Source organism: Enterobacter sp. SGAir0187, from assembly GCF_002952735.2.
Classification (GTDB): Bacteria; Pseudomonadota; Gammaproteobacteria; order Enterobacterales; family Enterobacteriaceae; genus Enterobacter; species Enterobacter quasiroggenkampii.
Map to the genome: position 1 here is coordinate 4,744,085 of NZ_CP025034.2, position 25,402 is coordinate 4,769,486.

The following is a 25,402-nucleotide window of genomic DNA, read 5'->3' on the forward strand; positions in this document are numbered from 1 at the left end:
TCAGAAAATTTCATCCGCCGGGTTTTTGCTTTGATGCTCCACGTATTCGGTAATCATACCGTCAGGATGGCGAACCAGCATGTTCCAGCCGGTGGGCACAGTTTTCACAGGATTGATAATTGTTGCCCCCATTAACGGCAGCGTTTGCTCCCAGGCGGCAATATCGCTGACCAGAAACGTGGCGTGGGTGGCGCGGAAAGGGGCCAGGCTTTGCTCGCTTCCACCAATTAAAAGCACTGAACCCACCTGAGCCAGTTTGAGATCGTACTGCGGATAGTCGAAACGTAGCCTTGCTTTCTGACCGATAACGCTTTCATAAAATGAAACCGTCTCTTCAAATCTGTCAATCATGATGCAACGCCGGGTGAGTATATTCAGGATTTTCATCATGGCTCCATCTATTCTTCTTCTGAATAGAATAGCAGCAATAACCCTGGAGATATCTATGAGCAATAACGCAACAATCGCACTGGTCACCGGCGGCAGTCGCGGGCTGGGACGTTCTACAGTAGAGGCGCTGGCTCGTCGGGGCGTTAACAGCATCTTTACCTGGAAAGAGAATGACGCTGAAGCCAGCAAGGTGGTGGAACGGGCAAAATCCCTCGGCGCGACGGCGATTGCGCTGCAACTCAGCGCCGGGGAAACGGACACCTTCGACGCCTTCATCGCACAATTTAAGGCGGCGCTGAAGACGCTCGGCGCGGATAAATTCCATTATCTGGTGAATAACGCGGGGAATTCCAGCGGCATGAGCTTTCTCAATGCCACCGAGGCGGAATTCGACGCGCTGTATAACATCCATGTGAAAGGGGTCTTCTTCCTTACGCAGAAACTGGTACCGTTAATGGCGGAAGGCGGGCGGATCGTCAATATTTCCTCCGGGCTTACCCGTATCATCATGGCCAATCGCGCCCCCTATGCGATCATGAAATCAGCTGTGGAAACCATGACCAAATATATGGCTTTTGAATTAGGCAGCCGTGGTATTGCGGTAAACTGCGTGGCGCCGGGCGCGATTGCCACCGATTTCAGCGGCGGGGTGGTGCGTGATAACCCGGACGTGGCGAAGGCCATTTCTGGCATGACGGCACTGGGCCGCCCCGGTCAGCCGGACGATATCGGCCCGATGATCGCTGCATTGCTTTCTGATGAAAATCGTTGGGTCAATGCTCAGCGTATTGAAGTTTCGGGAGGGATGCGTATTTAAGCTTGCCCGGAATACGGTAAAAATAAAAGGCATTCATCATGCTGATAAAAACGCTACTGGATCATAAAACAGAAAACTTTTTCACAGACGGTCAAAATGACGGTACTGGTTTTGACGGATAAGAAAAAGTCATTATCAGACATGCTGTTACAGGGTGAGTACATAACCAAGCACGGACGCCCAGGGGTTCGCGGCTACAAAATCCAGAACTGGCGCGGAGTTTAGCGCCAGTTGTTCCTTCTGATTCTCTCCCGCCACAGCAGAAAGTCGCACTTTCCTGACGATACTCACTGCTGATATTTCTCAGGCGATGCAAAAACAACACCATACGCAATGGTGGGTAAAAATTGCATGAGTTGAATATCGCCGTCTACACTTGAACAAAATAATATCTTGAATACGAATATGGTTTATTCAGGCAGTCTTTTCAGAATGGTCAGCAAATCGAACATCCGGACGACTGGCATTCCATGCATTCCCCCTGGCTGGTTGAACACCATAGCCAGGCAATGCTGATCCCAATTGGTGGATATATCGAGCATGCAGATGATGCTGACGGAAATTATAATCCAATGTGGTTGGGGTGGAATACCATCGTTGGTATCCCAAATGACTATTTCATTTCTGGATACAGAGGTAGCACCACGAATAAGCTTCGTTTATACAGTGCCGTAGCCTCTAACTCTTTTGATATTCATATTTTCAACCATGGCGATTACATCAAAGCGGTCAGTGAGAAAATCGCCTCCGAGAATATTTCAAAAATACTCTATCCTTCTGATGAGATCCTCTCGGGCAAGGAGCTGCGACTGACGCAGGAGTATTTTCTTGTAGCATGTACCTTGCGAGATATTTTTCGCGAATACGCTGAGATTGAAACTGACATTGCGTTACTGCCGCGGCATGTCGCCATCCAGCTAAATGATACGCATCCCGCGCTGGCTGTTGTCGAGTTGATGCGAATACTTGTCGACGAATACAGCCTTCCCTGTCACCAGGCCTGGGATATCACCCAAAGAACCTGTGCATACACCAACCATACGTTGATGCCTGAGGCTCTGGAGACCTGGCCAGTGGCGTTGTTCGAAAAACTGTTGCCGCGACACTTGCAGATTATTTTTGAGATTAACCACCGTTTTCTTGCGGATGTCGCCTCCCGATGGCCAGACAAACCGCACTTATTGGCCTCCTTGTCACTGTTTTCGGGGGACAACGAGAAAAGTATCAGGATGGCAAATCTGGCCATCGTCGGAAGTCACTGTGTTAATGGGGTGGCAATGCTCCATTCCGAGCTTATCAAAACGCACCTGGTTCCCGATTTTTATTTTATTACGCCAGATAAATTCATTAATCAGACCAACGGCATAACACCGCGCAGATGGTTGCAGCAGGCTAACCCAAATCTTGCCGCGTTTCTGAATCAGCAATTGGGTACCCGATGGCCGACGGATTTACATATGCTTCGACAGCTGGAGAAACATGCGGATGATACGGGGGTGATCGATCATGTCCGCGGCATTAGTCTGAACAAATATCCACATCAGGTACGGAGGCATCGGGAACCAGTAATATGAAGTTCGCGCTGAATGGTGCGTTAACAATGGGTACGTATGATGGTGCCAACATTGAAATTCTTGATGCTGTTGGGGCAGAAAACTTCTATCTTTTCGGCGCGACGGCTGAAGAAATCAATGAAATGCGTTCTAATGGCGATAATAATCGTTTCTATCGCCAGAGCGATCCTCGAATGATGCGTATAGTGGATACGCTTATTTCTGGCGAATTTACCGCCGATCGTGAAATTTTTGCACCGCTACACCATATGTTGACAACAGCCGATCATTATTGTCATCTGCTGGATTTTGATAGCTACAGTCAAACCCAACGTCAGGCAATGGCGGATTTTGAACATCCCCGCCAGTGGCATCGAAAAGCGTTACTAAATATTAGCCGAATGGGAGAGTTTTCGAGTGACAGAACCATTCAGGGCTATGCAAGGGATATTTGGGGAATAAATTGCTGATGGTCATGCTTCCGGTTGCCTTCCGGGAGCGATGTCGGTGCACTATGATTTTCATTCGGGAACACGTTACGCCTGGTGTGAGGGTGATTATGAACTTTGAAATACAGAGTGAAAATGACGTACAGATTGTCGTTCCGCTGGTTCGCAGGCTGGATGCTTCTGTCGAGCAGACCTTTAAGCAGCAGGTGCTGGAGGTGATTGAAAAAAGTAATAAAAAAAATACACACGATCTCTTTAAGCTGACCAGGATGGATCGTATTTTTTCTATTAAGGCCAATCGGCAGGCTGCCCTGCAGGTGTTGATGGGCTAATATCACAGCGCTTTTCGGAGAGAAAGCGGGATGTGCCAACGGTTAAAACGAGAACTGACGCATTCTCGCGTCAGTCCTGAAAACATGGCTCCGCTCCATCCGCGCGGTATCCGCCCGGGCTAAAACCGGCGCGCTATTGTGCTAATAACGCACTAAACTTCGCCAGCCACTGCGGATGGGCGGGCCAGGCGGGAGCCGTCACCAGGTTGCCGTCGACATGGGCCTGATCGATGCCGATCGTGGCGTAGTGTCCACCCGCGAGGCGTACCTCAGGTGCACAGGCCGGGTAGGCGCTACAGGTTCGTCCTTTCAGGATACCTGCGGCAGCGAGCAACTGCGGGCCGTGGCACACTGCAGCAATCGGCTTACGCGCGGCGTCAAATGCCTGTACCAGCTTTAACACATCCTCATTTAGCCGCAGATACTCGGGCGCTCTGCCGCCGGGGATGAGCAGCGCGTCGTAGTCCTGCTCCTTTACGGCGGAAAAGTCAGCGTTGAGAGTAAAGCGGTGACCGGGTTTTTCGCTATAGGTCTGGGCGCCGTCGAAATCATGGATTGCCGTCATGATGTAGTCGCCTTTTGGTTTGTCGGGGCAGACTGCATCCACCTGATGGCCAATCATCTGCAAAGCCTGAAAAGGCACCATGGTTTCGTAATCTTCGGCATAATCGCCCACCAGCATCAGGATCTTCTTGCTCATCATTCCTCTCCCTTGTCATAAAAGATGATTAAGATATAGCCTGGCGTGGCTGAAATGCCTGAAATAAAAAAGCCCGTCAGAGCACGGGCAACATAAGCAAATGAATAAGTGATTCGTTATCAACGTAGTTGGAGGATAACGGCGCGTATCTTACGCGGCTGTCAGGATTGCAGATACCTGACAAATTCGGTAGGTGAAACAAGATATTAAACGTGCGTTATGGTGCATCGAAGGTCGGATAAAGACTATTTTCGAGAAATTCGACGAGATACCAGATCTCACCGCTAAAAATAAACCATAAGCCAAATATAATAAGGAGCAAAATAATTAAGGTGAGTATTATTTCTGTTTTTCCCATTGCAGATTTCACCCACCTGAAGTTAATTGAGTCGAGGCAGGCATTGTAGCGGGGCTTTCCCGTATACTCCAGTTTCATGCAGCAAGGACTTTATTGCGTCCGTCATTTTTAGCGCGATACAGCGCGTCGTCTACCCGTTTAAACAGCTCATCAATCGTCTCGCCCTGGTTATGTCGCGCCACGCCAATGCTAACGGTAAACCGCGGTAAGCCCGGGATCGTAATGCGGGCTACGGCTGCACGGATCGACTCGGCAATCTGCAACGCGATGTCGAGAGAAGTGCGCGGCAGCAGAATTACGAACTCTTCGCCACCCCAGCGGAACACCATGTCGCCCTCCCGACTACAGGCTTCGAGCGTTCGCGAGAGGGCGATTAGCACCTCATCGCCTTTCAGATGACCGAACAGATCGTTAATATTTTTGAAATGGTCGGTATCCACCAGCAGCAGGCTAAATTGCTGTTGCGCGGGAAGATAATTGAGGTTGTTTTGATCGGTAATGGCATAGAATTGCCGCCGGTTGAGTAGCCCGGTCATGGAGTCACGTAACGCGGCATGTTCCAGCTCTTGCTCCAGTCTTTTTTGCTCGGTGATATCGTGGATGATGCACAGCATCAGCTTGTCACCGTAGATCTCAATGGGGCCGGCATACGTCTGAACGTGGCGGGTAGAGCCATCGGCAAGGCGGTGAACAAAGTTGAGCGGCTTATGGCCGCCGGGCAGCGCGGCAATCGCAGTCATAATGGGCAAGACGTCTCGCCCGAGAGTATTGATTTCCCAGGTATGTTTACTGCACATGTCATCATGTGAGTAACCATAAAAATTGAGCGCGGCCAGGTTAGCATCAACAATCTGGCCATCGCGGGCCGGATCGATTAACAGCATCGGCGCGCTGTTGGTCTGAAAAAAACGGGCGTAAAACCCCTGTTTTTTTCGCCGGTAGGTTGCGGAGCGGCTGGCCTTTAGCCCAGAGAGAATGTGCTGGGCGATGCCCTCGAAAACAATCACATCTCCCCAGGGGGCATAATGGGCAAGCGAGAGACGACAGCTTAGCGGCGTATCCTGTCCATCCCGGCTTATTGTCCAGATTTCGACGATCTCCTGCCCGGTTTTCAGTTCAGGTACATACATCGACAGGAGGTGCTGTGCATTCGCGGAATAGAGGCCTTTACGCAGCTGGTCCAGCGTCTTCTCTCCCATAAGCTGCGTTGCGGTCACATTCGCAAAAACGATCGCTTCCGAAGCGGGGGAAATCAGCCACACGGGTGTTTTAATGACGTTCAGCGCTTCAAAACCGTTTTGCGACATAGGCATTTCCTGTTCATCGGCTCAATGCGCCTGACAATGATGACAGACGTGAGGAGTGTCTACTGCTTTGAAACATACTCTACTCAACCCCGTCAGGCATGGTTTTTTTGCGAAATAAATGCGGGGTCCGTTTGAATTTTATTAATGGGTATAATTTGCCTGTCGGAGTTTATCTGCAGAAGCAGCCACGGCACCTGTTCGGCAGGTAAGGGACGGGAGAAAAGATAACCCTGCAGGTAGTCGCAGCCGAGACGGGTGAGAACCTCCTGCTGCTCTTGCGTTTCAATCCCTTCAGCCACCACGTTCATCTCCATGGTTCGGGCGATACTCATGATGGTTTCAACCAGCTTGTAGCTTTTTTCATTTTCCAGCATCGACGTCACAAAGCTTTTGTCGATCTTGAGCTCTTTTGCCGGCAGCACGCTCAGCATCAGCAGGTTCGAGTAGCCCGTACCGAAATCATCAATCGAGACGGTGATCCCCGCATGATTAAACGCGTTGAGTAACTCAATGCTGCGGTCGAGATTTTTCAGCGCGGTGCTTTCCGTAACCTCAATGATCAGCCTGGACGGGGACAAGCTATATTTTTCCAGCATCGACGATATGATGTGGAAAATGTCCGGCTGTTCGAACTGGACGGGGGACAGGTTGAGCGACAGCGTCCACTGGCTGAACCCTTGTTCAGTCCAGAAATGCAGTTGTCGACATGCCGCTTCAATGGCCCAGTTGCCCACCGGAATAATTAAGCCGGTTTGTTCCAGCGAGGGGATAAACAGGCCCGGCAGAACAACGCCTTGCTCAGGGTGCCGCCAGCGCAGCAGGGCTTCAAAACCATGGATAGTCTTCTCTTGTGCATACCAGGTTGGCTGGTACCACAGTTCAAACTGATCGCGCTCAAGCGCCTGAGAGAGTTCCTGCAGAAAACCGGGTTTTGCCGGGATTGCTGTCGACATCTCGGATCGGTAGTGCGCCCAGCCGTTCCGGCCGTCGTCTTTGACGTGATGCAGGGCTGCATCCGCCTTGAGCTTTAGCTCATGCAGCGTTTCGCCATCCTGAGGATAGAGGCTAACGCCCGCACTGATTGTCGTGCTTAGCGTATGACCACAGATCGAAAGAGGACGTCGCACATCCTCGAGCAACGACGCGAGCAGGGCGTTGAGTTTGTCGTCGTCACATTCCGGTACCAGCAGGATAAAGGCGTCACCTCCCAGCCTTGCCAGAGTCATCTCACGCGTGAGACGGGAAGTGATGCGCTGTGCAACGGTGATCAATAACTCATCGCCGACGCTGTGACCCCAGGTATCGTTGACGCGTTTGAAATGATCGACGTTCAGGAAAATGACGGCAAATTGCCTGTTACTCAGCAACGCGCTGCGCAGGCAGTCCTGCATGCGGATGTCCATCTGATGGCGATTCGCGAGTCCGGTGAGCGCATCAAAGCGCGCCTGCAGCTCAAGCTGCCGATTGAGCTGCCGCAGATTGTCCGTCAGCCGGCCGGTACGCCGGTGAGAGTCGACAAGGGAAATAATTAACATCACGCCAAGCAGGCAGAGCGTGGTGACCGAAACCCAGATGGATAACCCGAGCTCGCCGATCCCACCGGGAAGGGTATGCGACATTTCCGGGTAATGCGCGGCACTCATGCCGGTATAGTGCATCGCACAAATGGCGGCGGCCATGACCAGGGCCGCGAGAAGGCGCTCAATAAAAACCCCTTTGTCTCGCAGGCGGAAAGCCAGCCACAGCGCAGTGCCGGAAGCCACCACGGCAATGACCACGGACAACCCCACAATACGGCGATCCCAGATGATGCTGCCATCCAGCATCAGGGCCGCCATACCGATATAGTGCATGGATACCACGCCTGCGCTCAGGATTGCGGTGGCAACGATGGGGCGAAAGAGAGACCGTTTTTTTCCCGCGACGGCAATATCAAGGGCCGTGGTCGACGCAATAACCGCGACGCCCAGCGATGCAAGTGTTAACCAGAGGTCATAGCGCATCATCATGGGCATTTGCATCGACAGCATGCCGATAAAGTGCATCGACCAGATGCCTATGCCGAGCGAGATGCCGCCGGCCATACGCCAGAACAGGGCAGCCTTTCGGCTGGAAAGGGGGATCTTTCCGGCACTGTCCAGCGCCACAAAGGAGGCGATAAACGCTACCAGATAAGAGATAGCGATTAACACAGGGTCCCACGATATATTGAGCATTATGCAATCCCACGCCTGAGAGGGTTACCGATTTCGCCTGCCGGGCACATCTTTATCTGGCAACGAACATGCGCATTCAAACAATATTAGTTTTTTATCGTGTAAAATGACCAGTCATATTAATACTCTAAAACGTATTAAGAATATAAAATATATTCTCATTGTTAACGTATTAAGCATTGCTAAACAAGAGCGAATAAAAGTAGCAAAGCTCCTTAAATATAACGGCGATTGTATCAGTGCGCCGCAGCGGATGGTATCGCTTAACGTGGCGGCAGACCAGTATCACAGCACGCTGCGAAGAACATTTTCACTAATACGCTCTTTTTATCTGACTTAAGCTAAATCCAAGGTTGCTAACGGCGAAAAAACAATCCCGTGAAGTTTGCGAGGAAAAACGTCTGAGCCAATGCTATAAGTCTAGATGCCGACCAAAATATAAAACGTGGGTATCATCATGCTAAGAAATATTAGTGTCAGGACCTTTATTATCGGGTTCCTTTTATCGCTATTTTTGGTAAACGCAGGTGTCGTTGTTCTAATTTCCAGCAAGTCCTCTCTCTTTATTTCCCTTAACGTTATCAATTTCGTTGCGCTATTTTTGCTTTGGGTCTATATGACCCGCTATCTTGTGACGCCGATCAATACGGTAAAGAGAAGTATTGAAGAGGTGACAGCAGGCAACCTTGGGGTTTCTATCCCGGAGTTTGGCAATAACTGCGCGGGTCGACTTATTCCTGGGATCAATAGCCTGTCCGGTAACATTGCGACGCTGGTGCGCGAGATCAGGGCGTCGTCGCAAACCGCCATGACCTTATCGGATCAGCTCTCGGCCCGTAGCGCTCAGCTCTCGGTGAAAACCGAACAGCAGTCTGCGTCTTTAGTGCAAACCGCAGCCAGCATGGAGCAAATGGCGGCGAGCACCAAAAACAATGCCGATAACACCCGCCTGGCGAGCGAACAGGCGAATGTGGCGACGCTGCAGGCGCGCAAGGGCGGGGAGCTGATGGGGCAGGTCGCCAACAATATGCAGTCCATTACCGAATGCGCCCAGCAGATGACGGAGATTATTTCATTGATTGACGGCATTGCGTTCCAGACCAATATTCTGGCGCTCAACGCGGCCGTTGAGGCGGCAAGGGCAGGCGACCACGGAAAAGGCTTTTCTGTCGTTGCGGAAGAGGTCAGAAACCTGGCACACCGCAGCGCAGAGGCCGCGAAGAATATCAAAGCGCTGATTGAAGTCACCAGCAGTAACGTCACGCAGGGCGCTACCGTTGTTTCGCAGGCAGAGAAGAATATGCATGAAATCGTGACGGGGTCGGGGAACGTCAGCCGCTTGATGGATGAAATTTCCGCGTCGACCTCTGAGCAGGAGAAAGGTATTTCCCAGATCACGCTGGCGCTATCGGAGCTGGAGCGGGTCACGCAAAGCAACGTGGCGATGGCGGAGGAACTCAACGGCTCCTCGGATGTACTGCGCAATCAGGTGATTGAACTCCAGGCCCGCACGCGGAATTTCAGACTGGATCACGGGTCTTCGTCCCCATTACCGACCGGCTCACCCTCCTTCCTCCAGCAGCCAGAGCACTCTCTCTGAAAGCGATACGAAGCCTGGCATGCCAGGCTTTTTTCATACATCTGCCCACCCAACTCAATTCCCGAGCGATTTCAGCGCGATGGCATACATAGTTGTTGCTTAACCCCTCATGAAAGCTAGACTGACACCGAAAGAGTTAAAAAGGCGGAGGTGCTGTGGAAAGCATTAAAGGATCTGAACTTAACGTTCCTGACGCAGTTTTTGCGTGGGTGCTGGACGGTCGCGGCGGTGCCCGGCCGCTGGAAGACAATGATGTGATCGACAGCGCGCATCCCTGCTGGCTACATCTGAACTACACCCACCCGGACAGCGCTGACTGGCTGGCGTCGACCCCGCTCTTGCCTAACAACGTGCGCGATGCGCTGGCGGGCGAAAGCCTGCGGCCCCGCGTGAGCCGAATGGGGGACGGGACGCTGATTACCCTGCGCTGCATTAACGGCAGCACGGATGAACGTCCGGATCAGCTGGTGGCGATGCGGGTCTATATGGACGATGGGCTGATTGTCTCCACCCGACAGCGTAAAGTCCTGGCGTTGGATGACATCGTCAACGATCTGAAAGAGGGCACCGGACCGATCGACTGCGGCAGCTGGCTGGTGGACGTCTGTGACGCGCTTACCGATCACGCCAGTGAGTTTATCGAAGAACTGCACGACAAAATCATCGACCTGGAAGATAACCTGCTCGATCAGCAGATCCCGCCGCGCGGTTTTCTGGCCTTGTTGCGTAAGCAGTTGATTGTGATGCGCCGCTACATGACACCGCAGCGCGACGTGTATGCGCGGCTGGCCAGCGAAAGGCTCGCCTGGATGAACGACGACCATCGACGCAGAATGCAGGATATTGCCGACAGGCTGGGCCGCGGGCTGGATGAAATTGATTCCTGTATTGCCAGAACGGCGGTGATGGCGGACGAAATCGCACAGGTTATGCAGGAGTCGCTGGCGCGAAGAACCTATACGATGTCTCTGATGGCGATGGTGTTTTTACCCAGCACGTTTCTGACCGGGCTGTTTGGCGTCAATCTGGGGGGAATTCCCGGGGGCGCTTATCGCTACGGCTTTACGGCGTTTTGCGTGATGTTAGTTGTTTTGATTGGGGGTGTTGCATGGTGGTTGCATCGTAGTAAATGGCTGTAAATTTACGCTTTTTTCGTCTTTTTCCGGGATTAAAACGCTCTTTTAATTGAGCGAAGTCAATAAACATCTACCCCGTAAGGTGCAATATTACTCCCGCAGGTGAATGCAACGTCAAGCGATGGGCGTTGCGCTCCATATTGTCTTACTTCCTTTTTTGAATTACTGCATAGCACAATTGATTCGTACGACGCCGACTTCATAGTCGGCTTTTTTTTGCCTCCTGATTCTCAGCGTCTACCCTAAAAGGGACGACAGCAAATTCTGGAGGGAATGATGAGCATCCTTAACGCTCTGCTACTGCCACAATCGCGTCAGTCCGATCCTGTCCCCAGCGATCCGGTACCCATGCCCGATCCCATCCCGCGTCCGCAGCCGATGCCGGACCCGCCGCCCGATGAAGAACCGATTAAATTGTCGCATCGAACCGCGAGATCTGCGAGGATACGCGCCATCTGACTGCAAAGATCACCACGAGAGACTACAGTGACCGCTTTTTCTACCCTGAATATTCTGCCCGCCGCCCAACTCGATAACCTCAACGAGTTGGGATACCTCACGATGACGCCTGTTCAGGCGGCCGCCTTACCTGCCATTCTCGAGGGCCGTGACGTGCGCGTGCAGGCGAAAACGGGCAGTGGAAAAACGGCGGCATTTGGCCTTGGCCTGTTGAAGCATATCGATGCGGCGCTTTTTCAGACCCAGTCTCTGGTGCTGTGTCCGACCCGCGAACTGGCAGACCAGGTCGCAGGTGAATTGCGTCGCCTGGCGCGTTTCCTGCCCAATACCAAGATCTTAACCCTCTGCGGCGGGCAGCCGTTCGGCGCCCAGCGCGATTCACTCCAGCATGCCCCGCACATTATTGTCGCGACGCCTGGCCGTCTGCTCGATCACCTGCAAAAAGGCACGGTCTCGCTGGATGCGCTACAAACGCTGGTGATGGATGAGGCCGATCGGATGCTGGATATGGGCTTCAGCGAGGCCATTGACGAAGTGATCTGTTTCGCACCGGCCGATCGCCAGACGCTGCTGTTCTCCGCAACCTGGCCGGAAGCCATTGCCGCCATCAGCGGCCGCGTGCAGAAAAATCCGCTTACCATTGAAATTGACAGCGTAGATGCGCTGCCTGCGATCGAACAGCAGTTCTTTGAAACCTCGCAGCAGGGGAAGATACCGCTCCTGCAGAAATTGCTGAGCCAGCATCAGCCTGCCTCCTGCGTGGTGTTCTGTAATACCAAAAAAGACTGTCAGTCGGTTTGTGATGCCCTGAATGCCGCCGGGCAGAGCGCGCTGTCGCTGCATGGCGATCTGGAACAGCGCGATCGCGATCAGACGCTGGTCCGTTTCGCGAACGGCAGCGCCCGCGTGCTGGTTGCGACCGACGTTGCTGCGCGCGGTCTGGATATTAAATCGCTTGAGCTGGTGGTGAACTTTGAGCTGGCATGGGATCCGGAAGTACACGTGCACCGTATCGGTCGTACCGCGCGCGCAGGAAACAGCGGTCTGGCGATCAGCTTCTGCGCACCTGAAGAGGCGCAGCGCGCCAATATTCTCTCTGAGATGCTGCAGATTAAGCTGAACTGGATGAATCCCCCAGCCGGCGTCAGCCTTGTGCCGCTGGAGGCCGAAATGGCGACCCTGTGCATTGATGGCGGTAAAAAAGCCAAGATGCGTCCTGGTGACGTATTAGGGGCGTTGACCGGGGATGTGGGTCTGGACGGGGCCGATATCGGTAAGATTGCTGTCCATCCGGCGCATGTCTACGTCGCGGTTCGCCAGGCGGTTGCCCATAAGGCATGGAAGCAGCTGCAAAATGGGAAAATTAAGGGTAAAACCTGCCGCGTACGTCTGCTGAAATAAAGAATCAAGCGTCTCAGAAGGTGTTTCTGAGACGCTAATCGCTTACTTCACTTCAAGCACGTTCAGACGCAACTCTTCAAACTGATTGTCATCATCTTCCGGCTGCCAGCCTGCTGGCTGCATCGGGATCTCTTCCCGGTCAAACGCCAGATCGCCGCCATTCACCACGTCTGAGTCATGGTTGATGCCTTTAAAGTCGAACAACTCCACATCCGCGAGATGGGAAGGGACGACGTTCTGCATGGCACTGAACATGGTTTCGATACGACCCGGATAGCGCTTATCCCAGTCGCGCAGCATGTCGCCAATCACCTGACGCTGCAGGTTCGGCTGAGAGCCGCAGAGGTTACATGGAATGATCGGGAACCCTTTCGCCTGAGAGAAACGCTCAATGTCTTTTTCACGGCAGTAGGCAAGCGGGCGGATCACAATGTGTTTGCCGTCATCACTCATCAGCTTAGGCGGCATGCCTTTCATCTTGCCGCCGTAGAACATGTTGAGGAACAGCGTTTGCAGAATATCGTCGCGGTGATGGCCCAGGGCAATTTTGGTTGCGCCCAGCTCCGTCGCGGTACGATACAGAATGCCGCGGCGCAGACGAGAGCACAGAGAGCAGGTGGTTTTCCCTTCCGGGATCTTCTCTTTCACAATACCGTAGGTATTTTCTTCGACGATTTTGTACTCAACGCCCAGCTTCTCGAGGTATTCCGGCAGAATATGTTCCGGGAAGCCCGGCTGTTTCTGGTCAAGGTTGACCGCCACCAGAGAAAATTTCACCGGCGCACTTTGCTGAAGATTACGCAGGATCTCCAGCATGGTATAGCTGTCTTTACCCCCTGACAGGCAAACCATGATGCGGTCGCCTTCTTCAATCATATTGAAATCTGCAATGGCTTCGCCCACGTTACGGCGCAGTCGCTTTTGCAGTTTGTTAAGATTGTATTGCTCTTTCTTTGTATTTGATTGATTTTCTTGCATTTATTACTACCTTCGGAGCCAGTAGGGGCATAATAGGGGCAAAAATTTTTCAGCGTGCCAGCTTATCGTTAAGCATAAGCACCTGTTCGCCATTCATTTCTTCAATCCACGCACCGTAGACTTCATAAACCATTTGCGCGTTTTCATGCCCCATCTGGCTGGCTATGAAAGACGGGTTAGCGCCGGCAGATAAAAGCCAGCAGGCAAAAGTATGCCGCGTATGGTACGGATTCCGGCGGCGAATACCAGCACGTTTTACAGCTGCGTTAAATCTGGAGCCGATACTCGATAAAGAGTAGTAGGCTTTCTGTTTGCCCTTGCGCATCCTGGGCATGAAAACAAATCGCAGGTTTTGATATTCCATCGCACCATACTCGCGGTGATGGAAAACAATCTCGGTTTTGGGCTGTAACGAAGTCAGCGTACGCTGTGCCTTCAAGGCCTCTAGTGCTGGCTCTAATAGCGTGATAACTCGATCACCTGCATCGGTTTTTGGTGGGACGAACATTCCTAGCGCATTAAGGTTGCGCTGTATATGAGCCGTACCTTTTTCCCAGTCGATATCTTCCCAGGCAAGAGCTGCAAGCTCTCCATGACGGACACCAGTATAAACTGCGAACGTCCACATATTGAGGCTTTGGCCACGCTCGGATTCCGCAAGCAAACTAAACTCCTGCTTCGTTAAAGGATCCGGTTTTACTTTCCCTTTGTGTAGTTTCTTGATCCCTTCAAAGGGTTTGCCACTGATAAAGCCAGATTTGTGTGCAAACCGAAGAAGGGAGCACAGAAGCGATATATAATTGTTCACGGTAAGCACAGTGCGTCCCTGTTTGTTACTTCTGGGATTTGCCAGGTAAAGTGTCTCACCGTTCAACAGCTCCTTTCTGTATTTCAGAATGTCGCTGTGGCGTATAGTTGAAACAGGCGTATCTCCGTTAATGATGTGCATTAACGTACCGAGTTGTGAGCGCGTCTTACGCATGGTATTCGCGCTAATTTCGGTTTCTTTAATGCTCGTCCACAGTTCACACAGCTCTGAAAAGGTTTGAACTGAAACAGTGGTTACGGTTTTTTTTGCTCTGGACGATGAAGGAAAGCGCTGGTGGTAATCAAACTCTCCAAGGTTGATCTCACTAACGATCACAGCCCGAAGATTCCCGGCTTTTTTGATGTTCGCCGGGGTGTTGATCCAACCTTTTAGAATTTCTCGGCAACGCTTTCCCCGGTACATAAACCAGATACAAATCTTATTGTTTCTGATTTCGACACCCGTAGGCAAAGCTGACATCTTACGCATCCCTTATTAACTGATTAATTCTCGGATAGTTATACCAAGTTGTGCCACGCAAGGTTTTTTCTCCAGAAGGAGATACTCGTTTAAAATGGACACCTTCCACCCAACAGCCCTGGCGATACTTCTCAATCTGTCGTTCGGTCAGGCCTGTTTTTTCTGTGAGCCTTGCGCCAACAACCCATTCTTCGTTAAAAATTACCTGCGACATGGTTCACCTCAGGTAACCGGCATGAGTATAGATATGCCGGTCTGTAGTCGTTGATATTTCAGTTTCAGTTTGCCTGGCCGGGCAGGGAACGCAGTCGGCGCATGCCGGTCATTGCTGTGGCCACGTAGCTTGCCTTGCAGTTGACCACTTCAACCCAGACCTTCACGCCTTCCACTCTCACCGTATAAGTCTCTTTCATCTTGCTGCGCCCATAGTCACCGTATCTTTGCTGGTGGGCTGCGAGTGCGATTTCACATGCCTGGCGAGCCAAAGGGGATTGCTTACTGCCTCGATTAATCAGTCGCATTTCTTCTCCTTGAGGGAGGGTTTCCCCTCCCGATCTCGTTAGTCCACGTATTCCGGTTTCATATCCGCCAGGGTGATGCTGAACTGACCATGCAGTTCGTCGCCCAGATGGCGTTTCGACGATGCAAGAACGCGCTCTACCTCTGCGAACCGCGCAGCTGCACCGGGTTCATCTGGAGATGGCAGGGAGTTGATTGCCGCTTCCACCTTGTTGCGTGCGTCCACCAGGTAATAACGCTTCACAGCTTTGTTCTTCAGTTCAGTGAACAGGGCAGAACCCAGCGTTACTTTGACTGTTTCAATATCTGCGCGCAGAGCTTTAGCGCTATCCACATCCTGAGCCGCCTCGATGCGATCACGGAAATCATCAGCAAGTGCATCGATGTTTTGAGCTGATTCCTGAGCCGTTTGAGTCGTAGTGACGTTGTCACCTGAAATGTCTGCAAGGCTAACGTGCTGAGCCGGTGCCGGGTTTACCTCTCGTTCTTCACGACGATCATCGAGCTCATCCGGGGTGTAAACGCCCAGAATCACATCCGGGCAGAACAGTCTGGCCCAGCGTTTGACAGCCAGATATGCCAGCTGCTGTCGTGGGTCGTCAGCCCACAGGGTAGAGTTTCGGGTTCGAGCCTGAGCCAGCAGCAAATCGAGTTCCCTTGGCTGATCTTCACCTTTCAGGGTTGCGCGGATAATAATGCCGATCCCGGCTTCGTCAGCCAGGGTCCAGCCCGGGACGCGGTACTCGCCTTTGTCGCCTTTACGGATATGGAATTTCCCAACAACCTTTTCCCATGGTCCGTACCATTCATATTCAAACCGGCTGGCCAGCACGCCGCTGCGTGAAATGACGGCATTAACCAGCTGCGCTTCATACCCGAGCACACCGTTAATCAGGTGCGTCTTCTGCGCCACGGCAAAGGGATTCATCTGCCACTGTGCCGCTTGCATCGCTACAGCCATGCAGTCGGCCTGGTTGCCCTGCAGGTGTTTAGGAACGGTAGCAGTGCCCTGCGCCATGATCTGCGCGAACGTGCTGATGGCGTTCAGATACTGGGAATCAAACAAAGCCACGTTCGAGTTAATAACGGTGTTCTGGTCAGTAACGGTAACGTTAGTGTTATGCATAAATCCCCCTTAAGCCTGAGCGCGCAGCGCTTCGAGGCGGCGCAGGTCGAAGTCGTTCAGTTCATCGGTGTAATCGGTAGTGATCGGCGCTGGCCATTCGCCCGTGTCGAATCCGGTTGCTATGGCGCGCATTGTTTTGCGGTACTCGAGCATGCCCAGCTCCAGCAGTTCAGTGGATGCCTCAATGATGGCAATCCAGTGGTAGTTCTCGTCTTTGTTGACGAAAATCCAGAAGAACTGGTCCAGCGCCGCGGTCTCGCAATACATAGCCGCACTGAGGTGGTAGTCCCGGTCAATGATTTCCCGATGCAGCCTGGCGCGCAGGCTTTCTTGCTTCACATTCCACATGCTGATGGTTTTCAGGTCAGCACCGATACGCACGCCGTCCAGTTCAATCTCGAGGTCAGGGCGTACACGCACTTCTAAACCTGTTTCGTCGTCAAAACCGAAGTAGCTCACTTCAACGGCGCGGTTTGGATGTGTCAGCAGCATGCCGGCGGTCGGGTGCGACAGGAGTGCAAACTGAATTGCCCGCGCTGTGGCCAATTGCTGGCGGGTAACCAGAATCTTTTCGCCAGTGTTGTCGCGCCAGGCATCCAGCAGTTCGTCGGCAAATATGGCATCGGGCTTAACCGACTTAACTGCCTGGATCATGTCTGCTTTGCTGCCGGAGACTTTCAGCGGCGTCGGTTTCTGCGCTTCCTGTGCCACCAAATCAGGATTGATGATCGCTAATTGCTCGAGTAGCGCATCGCGGCTGCCGCTGGTTTTAACCGGCACGGGCAGGGTGGCGTTGTACTCTTTAATGCATGCCTTCATTGCCGTTGCCGTTTGCTTCTGGCCTTCTTCAATACGCTGGTACTCAGCAGGGAGAGCCATATAGCTTTGAGCCGTTTCTTCCAGGCTGGCTCCAAGCGGCACTGAAGCGGGAAGGGATGCGTTATATTCTTCAAGCAACGCTTTAATCTCGTCAGCGCTCAGCAGTGCCGGCAGGCTGGCGTTGTACGCGTCGATGAACTCACGCAGAGTTGCGGTGGTGGTGAAAGCACCCTCAGGGATCTCAGGTTCTACGCTGAACTCTTCTTCGAGGTTTTCTGGCTGCAGTGCAAGGGCGTGCACCAGATTTCCCATATCCAGCACTTTGGATGTTGTGCGCGGGATGGTTTTAGCCACATGGCGCGCGTTGAAGTACATCAGGCTGACGCGGGCATCTTTCACCTGGGTTGAGCTAATACCGTTTGCTGCGTGATATACCTCATTCGGCAGACCTTCGTATCGGCCAGGCTCGAAGTAAGCCGGGTATTCAATTACTGGCTCTGACTGCTGTTCTTCCAACGCTACGGAATCTGTCTGCGAATTAGCTGCATCAGTGCTTTCGCTCGGTGGTACCGAACCAACATCTTCGTCTTTCTCTGGCTTAGCCGTTTCCATCTGCACATCGTTGGTGGTCTCCGGTGTGTTTTCCGTTTTTTCGACTTCATTTGAGGTGGTGTTGATGACCGGATCGGTATTTCCACCCATAAGACCATCGATGGAGAACATGCCGCTGCCGAGATTTTCAATCTGCGGCTGTGAAACTGGAGCTTCGGTCTCAACAACCGGAGTAGACAGCGGCAGTAACTCCACAGCAGAGTTAAACTCAGCCGTCATGGTTTTATTCACAAATTCAAGATGAGCCGCTGGCGTGTGATGAATGTTCTCTGGTGCGATGCGGATCAGATTGAAGATTGCCGCACGGTTCACCGCCAGTATGCCGGGCTGATTACGCAGGATGGCGCTCCATGATTTCCATGGTTCTTCTTTCTTCGCCACGATTTCTTTGGCACGTCGTAACACGCTCGAAGGAATTTCGAAGTGGTGGAAGTCCATAGACAGTAGGGCACATGCGATCTCAAGATCGAGAGTGTCCAGAGTGTGATGCGCGCCTTCGCCGCGATCCGTTACATACCCACCGTCGGCATTGGTACCAGAATCGGTGCGCTGAACATTACTGATGCGATTACCGGCTGCCCACTCGCGAACAAGAATTCCGCGGTCAATATAATCAGTCGCTGCCCAGATTCGGGTGAATCGGAGAACCAAAGCGAGTTCATGCCGCTTCTTCTGGCTGAACACCTTGCGAATGGCGTCGGTGTAGCGCCACAGGTCTTTGGTATCGTAACCCTTAACCACTTCGCAGTTTTCTGCCGCCAGCAACAGGTTCTGGACATAGCTGTTGTCAGTGTCCATCTCCAGCGCGCAGATACCTTCGTATTCTTCGCGGGTTAAGTGGTGGCGCAGTTCGTCGGCGGTGAACTGGGCGAGTAGCTGCTTGCGGAAGGGCATACGAACGACTGGATAACGAGTGGTTTCGTCATCATTCTCGTCAATCTGAATACCGTTTTCAGGTTCTGGAACCTGAACGGCTGTAACATCGGTGTCGCTGGTGCTTTCTGATTTGAGAAGAGAAAGCTTTCCGCTTCTCCACTCTTCAATTAACTGATTGCGATCGCTGACATCTGCTCTCGCCCAGTCAGCCATGAATGCAGCGATAACTTCAGCTTCGTGCGTTTCATCTTGCGCGAAGACCTGCTTTATCGCCTGAACGAGTTTCCACTCAGCGTTCAGGCTGAGTTCGGCAATTTCAGGGATGTCGTTCTTCGCCAGCAGCAGGTTCTGGAGATAGGTGTTGCCTTCATCCAGTGACATTTCGCTGGCAGCCAGCTGCTGCTCTTTAGTGATGTGTGACTGGTATTTGTCGCTGGCCAGGTGGACGGCAAAACGAACCGCTGGAGTGCGGTTTTCAAGCGGGACACTCTCGACGATAGTTTCGACTTTAACAGTCGGTTCCGGTGCGGCAATGTTGTCAATGGCTTCAGTAGACTCAGCGCCAGCCTTTGGTAGCCAGGTGCGTCCATCGTCCTGGAGTTCGTAGCGTTTGCACCAGGTGTAATCCACGGTGCTTTCTTCCGGCAGGTCGTTGTAAACAGGGAAATCGGTGCGAACCGGTTTGGCGTAATCCTTACCGCGGCCGGTTTCAATACCAGCATCTTCCAGCTCGACATCGAGCTGCAGGTTGGCTCGGACTTCAGATTTCGCAGTGAACCAAATCACCGCGTCTTCTTTGCCAGATTTCTGCGTAGCCTTAACTACATAGAAAAATTCCATGTGAGATCCTCTTTTTTGGATGTAAGATCCCCGGGCCAGAGATAGCGCCCATTGGGTGAACTTTGGTTTTTTAAGTAGTTTTCCGGTGTAACTTTGGTCGGGAGCACCGGACGTACGGGCCGCCTTGCGCGGCTTTTACGTTATGCCTCGTGGGCCATCTGGTCGTACGAAGCACAACGTTCAGAGCAGTATTCTTTTTCTTTGCGCGCCAGCTGTGCGCCGTTGCGATAGAGAAGGGTACTTTTGACTACTTTCTCCGGTTCAACCGGCTTGCCGCAGTACCCGCATTTCGTTGGCTTACACATCTGGATTCCCCTTTTGCGCCAACAGGTAGCACAGGCGGCGAATAATCACCTCGAAGAAGTTCAGCTTTACGGCCTGCTGCCGTCCTGGTTTGCGTGCGAAATCAATCATTCTCACCCTCGTTTGCCTTATCGCCGGCCAGCGGAACGTTTACACCTGATGCGCGTTAATCTCTCCACCTCATCCGACTCTTCATATGCCGTCGGCGGTTACTCCGTGGGCTCCATGCCTTGGTGGAACGTAGTGCGTCTTGGTGATACAGATTAAATCACTGGTTTATAGTTGTGTCAATTAAAGATTGATGTTGAGTGTAAATCTGCGGTTTATAGGGCTGGATTTTGTGAAGTGGCTGACAAACAGAAGGCAAAATAATCCCGATGCTAGGATCGGGTTTGGGGAGTTAGGTAGGCGAAATAGCTAAGTGATGGTAAAAAAAAACCGGCACGTTGGCCGGTTTTTTCTATTGTCTGTCTTGGGTGTTTAGAAACGAAACCGGTCCGTAAGCAAGATTAAATGTTGGCTGTGGTAATAAGCCATTGTTTTTTAAATCTTCTATCATTGCTTTTTGTCGTTCAGAGCATACCTGTGTTGTTAAGGTTGCTACTTGTTCGGCTAAGGTTGGTTTGGACATTATGCTATCCCCCTCGTAAAGTGGATGACAAACTATCATTCTTCATCCTCACTGTCATCAGGATAAGATGACATAACAATGATTTCTTTCTGAACTTTGAATCTGAACTCCGTAATCATCTTGTCCAACTCCCTGATATCCTCAGTAAGCTGACTGTTATGAGTATAGTCCTCAATTTGTAGGTTCAGATCCCTGAGCGTTCCAATACCAATGGATCGTCCATGTGAATGCCACTTCCTGTTATCACTAAGCGCTATGGCAATTTCTTCAGCACGGTTGATTTTGTCCTCAGGAGTTACTGGAGTTTGAGTTGTTTCTTTTATATTCCAGTTCCGAAACTTGTATTCAACAAGCCATTTTTTTAATAAATCTTTAGATAACTCTCTTGCTTGCTCATAGCGTCTTAACTGGGCTAGGTCTAAGTTGTTCAACATCATTAGCTCTGCTTGAGTAACTTGACCAAGGCGTGATTTATTAATGATCTCTTCTACTTTATCAAGATATCCTAAAGCAGGGACCCATTTGCCTTCTGATGATTGGACTTGAGGGTCGATAGGACCAAGGGATGATGCGTAGTCCATATAAATACGATCCCCAGACATACACCATATTGTTCCTGCAGACATGGCATAATCAGGAACAAAAAAGTATACTTCCTTATAAAAATGTCTCGTAATTTCAACCATTTTTTCAACAGATTCAACTGAACCACCGCCTGTTGATAGGATTACGACAAGTGATTTTCCACCCTTCTTGATTGCAGCATGCCCTATGCCTTCAAGAACTGGTTGATAAATATTTTTTGCCCACTCGGTGATCCCTCCGTAATAGACAATGACATCAGAGTTTGGGAAGTGATCATTTTTAAAATCATTAATCTTGAAAGAAATAAACCCTTCAATAGTATCGTCAATATTGCTCAATTTTATCACCGTAAGATTGATTAATTTTAACCGAATAGGTGGTGATAGCCATGGAAGCTAGCCAGCCCTATAAAATGATTTTCAATTCTTTAAGGTCACACCCCTAACCAGATATGCGCCGACCAGAGGTCTTATTCACCTTGTGGCTTGATGCGTCCCTTCATGTACTTCTCATACAGATCATCCAACTCTTTCAGGCGTAGAGCAAAGATGCGGAGCATGTTCTGTTGTTCTTCTTCCGGGAGTTGGCGGTAGAGTTCCAGCAGGCGCTGTTCGTCCGGTTTAAGCCCATCTTTTTCACCCACATCTTCACCGAGTAGCCAGGCGACAGAAATGCCGACAGCATCGGCTATAGCCAGTGCCGATTTCTTACTGATCACTCCTTTTTTGAACCAGCCGTTTACGGCCTGAGGGGTGACTCCAGCTATTCGTGCCATGTCTGCTTTGGTAACACCACGATCTGTGATCTCAGTTAGGCGGTTCACCAATACGAGGTTGGGTTCTTCTTTTCTCATATCGCCATTGTAAATACTTGGTTTATACACACAATAAATCCAAAGTTTGCATGAAATATAAATCTATGGTTTACTTTTGCTATCTATAAGCAGGAGAAGCAAATGTCCGCACTCGATAAAGCTATAAAAGCCGCTGGCTCAGCCAGAAAGCTCAGCATCGCGCTTGGTGTGACGAGTATGTCCGTAAGTCATTGGAAGAATCGTGACCATGGGATCGTCCCTCCAAACTACATCTTCTCTATTTTCAAAATGACCGGAGTAACTCCCCATGAGTTGCGTCCTGATCTCTACCCGAACCCCACTGATGGTTTACCTAAACAGGAGCCTTAACAATGCAAACTGTTTCATTTCAACAGAGTAGCAGAGCTTCCTCTAATTCACTGATATTCCAGTGTCATCAAAGCGAATCGGCAGTGAATGATATCGATCATCGCGATATCTGCTCAGCGGTACGAGCTTGGGCTGCAGCAGAAGGGCGCATAGCTGTTGCACTTCAAATCCAGGAAGCGGCGGAAGAATTTCAACTTGATGGAGTGGATTTCTCAGGCCAGGCCGATGTCTGGAACGTGAAGCTGTTCCGCTGGCTCGACAACAAAGAAGACTCCGCTTCGTATCGAAAGAACGTCGAACAGCTGGTGCCCGCGATCATGTCTGTATTACCACTTCGGTACCGCGACCGTGTCGTAAAGAACGACTCGTTTGCCTACCGGATGGCCAGGTTGGAAAAAGAAGTGAGTGAGGCTAAGCAAGCTCTGATGCTCGATGCACCGAAGAAGGAAAAGCTAAAGGAGTTAGGCGAGGGGATTTTTGAATTGTTCCGTGTCGATCCGGACCTTACGGCGCCGCTGCTGGCGATGGTGACAACCATGTTGGGGGCAATGTGAAGACTTCAGAAAAGGCGAAAGCCGCGGTGCTCGAACACCAACGGCTTTCAGGTGCAAAAACGGAGTGTAATTGCGGAGCTAAGTATGTCAAACACAGCTGAAATTTTCAATTTCCCCCACAAAATCGAACAACCGGGAGGTCGTATGGCCGACCTGTCGAACGGGTATACCAAGGTCGCTAACGAGATTCAGCAGCTTAAGCCGCGTCTGAGAATGTCAGGCCGGGAGTGGCAGTGTTTTGAGGCGGTGATCTGGCTTACCTACGGCTGGAACAAGAAACAGGACCGCGTTACGAACACGGTTATCGCTGAGCTTACGGGGCTGAGTGATTCCCACGTTTCGGATGCGCTCAAATCGCTCGCAGAACGCAAAATTATCTTCAGTCAGAAGCAGGGCGTGATGAAAACTGTCGGTATAAATACTGATCTTTCTGCCTGGGTTTTAGACAAACCGAAAACGGGAAAAGTCTTCCCGAAATCGGGAAAAGTGTTACCGAAAACGGGAAAAACCTTCCCGGAAACGGTAGACACCCAAGACTATAACAAGAACAATATTAAAATATCCTCGTCTCGGAATTCTGACGAATCCCGAAACCAGAAAACTCAAAAGTTTCTCTCACGCCATCCAGAAGCTGCCGCCGGGATATACACACCGGCAGGTAAATCATGGGGATCCGCTGACGACCTCAAGGCAGCACGCTGGATTTACGACAGGCTTCTCACTGTCAACGCATCGCTATCCGAACCAAACTGGGCTGAATGGGCAAACACCATCAGGCTGATGCGTGTCCAGGACAAGCGCACGCACTACGAAATTTGTGACCTGTTCCAGTGGGCTAACCGGGACGAGTTCTGGAAAGACAACATCCTGAGCCCTTCAAGTCTGCGCAAGCAGTGGGATCAGCTCACCACCAAACGGCTGCGCGCAACCGGAGCGGTAAAACCTTCCCGGGGCGGTATCGACCTGCATAACACCGACTGGATTGACGGGGTGCTGGAATGAAAAATCTTGCAGAGAGCATTCGCAGTTTTGACCGGGAACAGGCACGCCGTGTGGCGCACAACCTGCCTGAGCAGTACACCGAGCGTGAGCAAACTGAACAGGTAGCCAAGATTATCAACGGGCTGTTCGTACAGCTGGCCGCCGCTTTCCCTGCAAGCTTGTTTAATCGGAGCCAAGACGACGTTGACGAAATCCGCCGCCAGTGGGTGCTGGCATTCAATGAAAACGGGATCACCACTCTGGAGCAGGTTGAGGCCGGTATGCGCATGGTACGCCGTCAGGAGCGTCCGTTCCTGCCGTCGCCTGGCCAGTTCATCAAGTGGTGCAGGGAAGGGCGATGCGTGCTGGGGATCACCACTGCTGACGTGATGGCTGAATACTGGAAGTGGCGTAAGCTGGTGTTTCGGTACCCGAGCAGTGAGCAGTATCCGTGGCCTAAGCCGATTTACTACCACATTTGTCTCGAACTGAGGCGCCGCGGAACCGATGGCCAACTAAGCCATAAAGAACTCGAGCGTGAAGCCAGCGATATTCTGGATATGTGGGAAAAGCGCGTGCTGGCCGGTAAGCCGATTCCGCCTGTACGGCGGGCGTTGGCCGCGCCGGTATCGCCGAAGGGGCCGACACCGGCAGAGCTTTTGAAAGCTAAATATCAGCGGATGAAAGCCGATGGCAGGGCATAGTGAGGAAATGGTTCGTTATGAGCGAGGAGCGAACATTCTTTTTGAAATAGCCCTTCATGCTGGCATTATCCATCAAAACCCTAGCCATTTTTTCTAAAGGAATTCGCATGCTAAAGGTCATTGCCGAAGATTTTATCAAACCCGAATGCGTTGAAACCGTCCTCCCTTTATACCGTGAGCTCATTGCGACAACGAAACGAGAGCCTCTATGTATTGCTTATGATTTGTATCGAGATGAAAAGGATCCGGGGCATTTTATTTTCATTGAGGAATGGCCTGACCGGGCGGCACTCGATGCACATTGCGCCAGTGAGCATTTCACTCGGCTTGTTCCTTTGATTGATCAACACGCGCGTAAAGCAGCGCAGTACATACTAATGGATGGACAGGTGGATCCTGAGAGATAAGTTCAGCTTTTGGCACGAAACGGTCTTCTGACAGACGGAAGGTCCGGTGTGGGCAAACTCATTGAAGCTCAGTTGCTTTATCTCATCATCAGCCGTCTCCTGAAGCATTAGCTGTGTATATTTAAGAGATGCTCATTTTCCCATCTGTACCAGATCAATCTGAATCCAGCTTGATGCTGATCAAGATAGACCGTTTTATGTTCATGAAATAAATAATAATTCTTGATTGCTGGCAAAACATCAGGATAGTAGTGTTGATTATTAGACGATCGGTCAAT

General features: G+C 51.4%; 26 protein-coding genes and 2 pseudogenes. 12 read left to right on the plus strand and 16 right to left on the minus strand.

The features are described from left to right. On the minus strand, positions 1-387 hold the full coding sequence (locus tag CWR52_RS22670; RefSeq protein WP_104950832.1) for a VOC family protein: 387 nt from the start codon (positions 385-387) through the stop codon (positions 1-3). Between the two features lie 58 nt (positions 388-445). Here CWR52_RS22670 and CWR52_RS22675 point away from each other — a divergent pair, with 58 nt between their 5' ends. The 3 genes and pseudogenes from CWR52_RS22675 (at position 446) to CWR52_RS22685 (ending at position 3,541) form a co-directional block, all read left to right on the plus strand. Then, a complete protein-coding gene (locus tag CWR52_RS22675; RefSeq protein WP_104950833.1) occupies positions 446-1,207 on the plus strand; it encodes an SDR family NAD(P)-dependent oxidoreductase in 762 nt (253 codons plus the stop codon). A gap of 392 nt (positions 1,208-1,599) precedes the next feature. Then, positions 1,600-3,230, plus strand: a pseudogene (locus CWR52_RS22680) (glycogen/starch/alpha-glucan phosphorylase); the annotation flags it as partial. Positions 3,231-3,319: 89 nt separating this feature from the next. Beyond that, complete coding sequence (locus CWR52_RS22685) at positions 3,320-3,541, plus strand: STAS domain-containing protein (protein ID WP_104950834.1); 222 nt, start codon at positions 3,320-3,322, stop codon at positions 3,539-3,541. A 133-nt stretch (positions 3,542-3,674) separates the two neighbouring features. On the opposite strand, the gene CWR52_RS22690 is transcribed toward CWR52_RS22685, so the two are convergent. From CWR52_RS22690 to CWR52_RS22705, 4 genes are all read right to left on the minus strand, one after another. After that, the gene (locus CWR52_RS22690; RefSeq protein ID WP_080347316.1) at positions 3,675-4,241 is read right to left on the minus strand and encodes a DJ-1/PfpI family protein; all 567 of its coding nucleotides are present in this window, start codon (positions 4,239-4,241) and stop codon (positions 3,675-3,677) included. Positions 4,242-4,458: 217 nt separating this feature from the next. After that, positions 4,459-4,599, minus strand: a complete 141-nt coding sequence (locus CWR52_RS23160; protein WP_045909000.1) for an Ecr family regulatory small membrane protein — start codon at positions 4,597-4,599, stop codon at positions 4,459-4,461. Between the two features lie 74 nt (positions 4,600-4,673). Beyond that, positions 4,674-5,906 (minus strand): sensor domain-containing diguanylate cyclase, encoded by a 1,233-nt coding sequence (locus tag CWR52_RS22700; protein WP_104950835.1) that lies wholly within the window; start codon positions 5,904-5,906, stop codon positions 4,674-4,676. Between the two features lie 92 nt (positions 5,907-5,998). Then, entirely contained in the window at positions 5,999-8,122 is a 2,124-nt protein-coding gene (locus CWR52_RS22705) for a putative bifunctional diguanylate cyclase/phosphodiesterase (RefSeq protein ID WP_104950836.1), read from the minus strand. 457 nt (positions 8,123-8,579) lie between these two features. Between CWR52_RS22705 and CWR52_RS22710 the strand changes: the two genes are divergently transcribed. The 4 genes from CWR52_RS22710 to dbpA all read left to right on the plus strand — a co-directional run bounded on the left by CWR52_RS22710 (position 8,580) and on the right by dbpA (position 12,718). After that, a complete protein-coding gene (locus CWR52_RS22710) occupies positions 8,580-9,722 on the plus strand; it encodes a methyl-accepting chemotaxis protein (protein ID WP_104950837.1) in 1,143 nt (380 codons plus the stop codon). A gap of 155 nt (positions 9,723-9,877) precedes the next feature. Beyond that, positions 9,878-10,861, plus strand: coding sequence for a zinc transporter ZntB (zntB, locus tag CWR52_RS22715; RefSeq protein WP_023292275.1), 984 nt, complete (start codon positions 9,878-9,880; stop codon positions 10,859-10,861). 291 nt (positions 10,862-11,152) lie between these two features. Continuing rightward, positions 11,153-11,317, plus strand: a complete 165-nt coding sequence (locus CWR52_RS23480) for a hypothetical protein (protein ID WP_348982986.1) — start codon at positions 11,153-11,155, stop codon at positions 11,315-11,317. 27 nt (positions 11,318-11,344) lie between these two features. Beyond that, positions 11,345-12,718, plus strand: coding sequence for an ATP-dependent RNA helicase DbpA (gene dbpA, locus CWR52_RS22725; protein ID WP_104950839.1), 1,374 nt, complete (start codon positions 11,345-11,347; stop codon positions 12,716-12,718). A 42-nt stretch (positions 12,719-12,760) separates the two neighbouring features. Here the strand turns inward: dbpA and ttcA are convergent, their stop codons facing one another. The 11 genes and pseudogenes from ttcA to CWR52_RS22765 form a co-directional block, all read right to left on the minus strand. Continuing rightward, positions 12,761-13,696 carry a tRNA 2-thiocytidine(32) synthetase TtcA gene (gene ttcA, locus CWR52_RS22730; protein ID WP_048223561.1) on the minus strand — a complete coding sequence of 312 codons (936 nt, stop codon included), beginning with the start codon at positions 13,694-13,696 and terminating at the stop codon, positions 12,761-12,763. A 49-nt stretch (positions 13,697-13,745) separates the two neighbouring features. Next, the gene (locus tag CWR52_RS22735) at positions 13,746-14,984 is read right to left on the minus strand and encodes a site-specific integrase (protein WP_104950840.1); all 1,239 of its coding nucleotides are present in this window, start codon (positions 14,982-14,984) and stop codon (positions 13,746-13,748) included. Position 14,985: 1 nt separating this feature from the next. Further along, complete coding sequence (gene xisR, locus CWR52_RS22740) at positions 14,986-15,198, minus strand: excisionase family protein (RefSeq protein ID WP_014884030.1); 213 nt, start codon at positions 15,196-15,198, stop codon at positions 14,986-14,988. Between the two features lie 64 nt (positions 15,199-15,262). Continuing rightward, on the minus strand, positions 15,263-15,505 hold the full coding sequence (locus tag CWR52_RS22745; protein WP_020882485.1) for a DUF4060 family protein: 243 nt from the start codon (positions 15,503-15,505) through the stop codon (positions 15,263-15,265). 38 nt (positions 15,506-15,543) lie between these two features. Continuing rightward, a complete protein-coding gene (locus tag CWR52_RS22750; RefSeq protein ID WP_104950841.1) occupies positions 15,544-16,629 on the minus strand; it encodes a RecT family recombinase in 1,086 nt (361 codons plus the stop codon). Between the two features lie 9 nt (positions 16,630-16,638). Then, complete coding sequence (locus CWR52_RS22755; RefSeq protein WP_104950842.1) at positions 16,639-19,776, minus strand: RecE family exodeoxyribonuclease; 3,138 nt, start codon at positions 19,774-19,776, stop codon at positions 16,639-16,641. Positions 19,777-19,916: 140 nt separating this feature from the next. Next, on the minus strand, positions 19,917-20,081 hold the full coding sequence (locus CWR52_RS23275) for a YdaE family protein (RefSeq protein ID WP_167467788.1): 165 nt from the start codon (positions 20,079-20,081) through the stop codon (positions 19,917-19,919). Beyond that, positions 20,074-20,229 (minus strand): annotated as a pseudogene (locus tag CWR52_RS23485) (hypothetical protein); the annotation flags it as partial. The pseudogene CWR52_RS23485 and the gene CWR52_RS23275, both read right to left, overlap by 8 nt. Positions 20,230-20,539: 310 nt before the next feature. Further along, positions 20,540-20,710, minus strand: a complete 171-nt coding sequence (locus CWR52_RS23280) for a hypothetical protein (protein WP_164881535.1) — start codon at positions 20,708-20,710, stop codon at positions 20,540-20,542. Between the two features lie 35 nt (positions 20,711-20,745). After that, entirely contained in the window at positions 20,746-21,642 is an 897-nt protein-coding gene (locus CWR52_RS22760) for an SDH family Clp fold serine proteinase (RefSeq protein WP_409012700.1), read from the minus strand. Between the two features lie 122 nt (positions 21,643-21,764). Continuing rightward, a complete protein-coding gene (locus tag CWR52_RS22765; protein WP_074147907.1) occupies positions 21,765-22,178 on the minus strand; it encodes a helix-turn-helix domain-containing protein in 414 nt (137 codons plus the stop codon). Between the two features lie 72 nt (positions 22,179-22,250). On the opposite strand from CWR52_RS22765, the gene CWR52_RS22770 reads away from it, so the two are divergent. From CWR52_RS22770 to CWR52_RS22790, 5 genes are all read left to right on the plus strand, one after another. Further along, positions 22,251-22,478 (plus strand): transcriptional regulator, encoded by a 228-nt coding sequence (locus CWR52_RS22770; RefSeq protein WP_104950844.1) that lies wholly within the window; start codon positions 22,251-22,253, stop codon positions 22,476-22,478. Between the two features lie 2 nt (positions 22,479-22,480). Then, a complete protein-coding gene (locus tag CWR52_RS22775; protein WP_104950845.1) occupies positions 22,481-23,032 on the plus strand; it encodes a toxin YdaT family protein in 552 nt (183 codons plus the stop codon). 84 nt (positions 23,033-23,116) lie between these two features. Beyond that, positions 23,117-24,034: a replication protein gene (locus CWR52_RS22780; RefSeq protein WP_167467789.1), complete on the plus strand. Its 918-nt coding sequence runs from the start codon at positions 23,117-23,119 to the stop codon at positions 24,032-24,034. Beyond that, entirely contained in the window at positions 24,031-24,717 is a 687-nt protein-coding gene (locus tag CWR52_RS22785) for a replication protein P (RefSeq protein WP_104950847.1), read from the plus strand. The genes CWR52_RS22780 and CWR52_RS22785 overlap by 4 nt, the downstream gene beginning before the upstream one ends. 107 nt (positions 24,718-24,824) lie before the next feature. Next, the gene (locus CWR52_RS22790) at positions 24,825-25,124 is read left to right on the plus strand and encodes a putative quinol monooxygenase (RefSeq protein WP_047651449.1); all 300 of its coding nucleotides are present in this window, start codon (positions 24,825-24,827) and stop codon (positions 25,122-25,124) included. Positions 25,125-25,402: the final 278 nt, after the last annotated feature.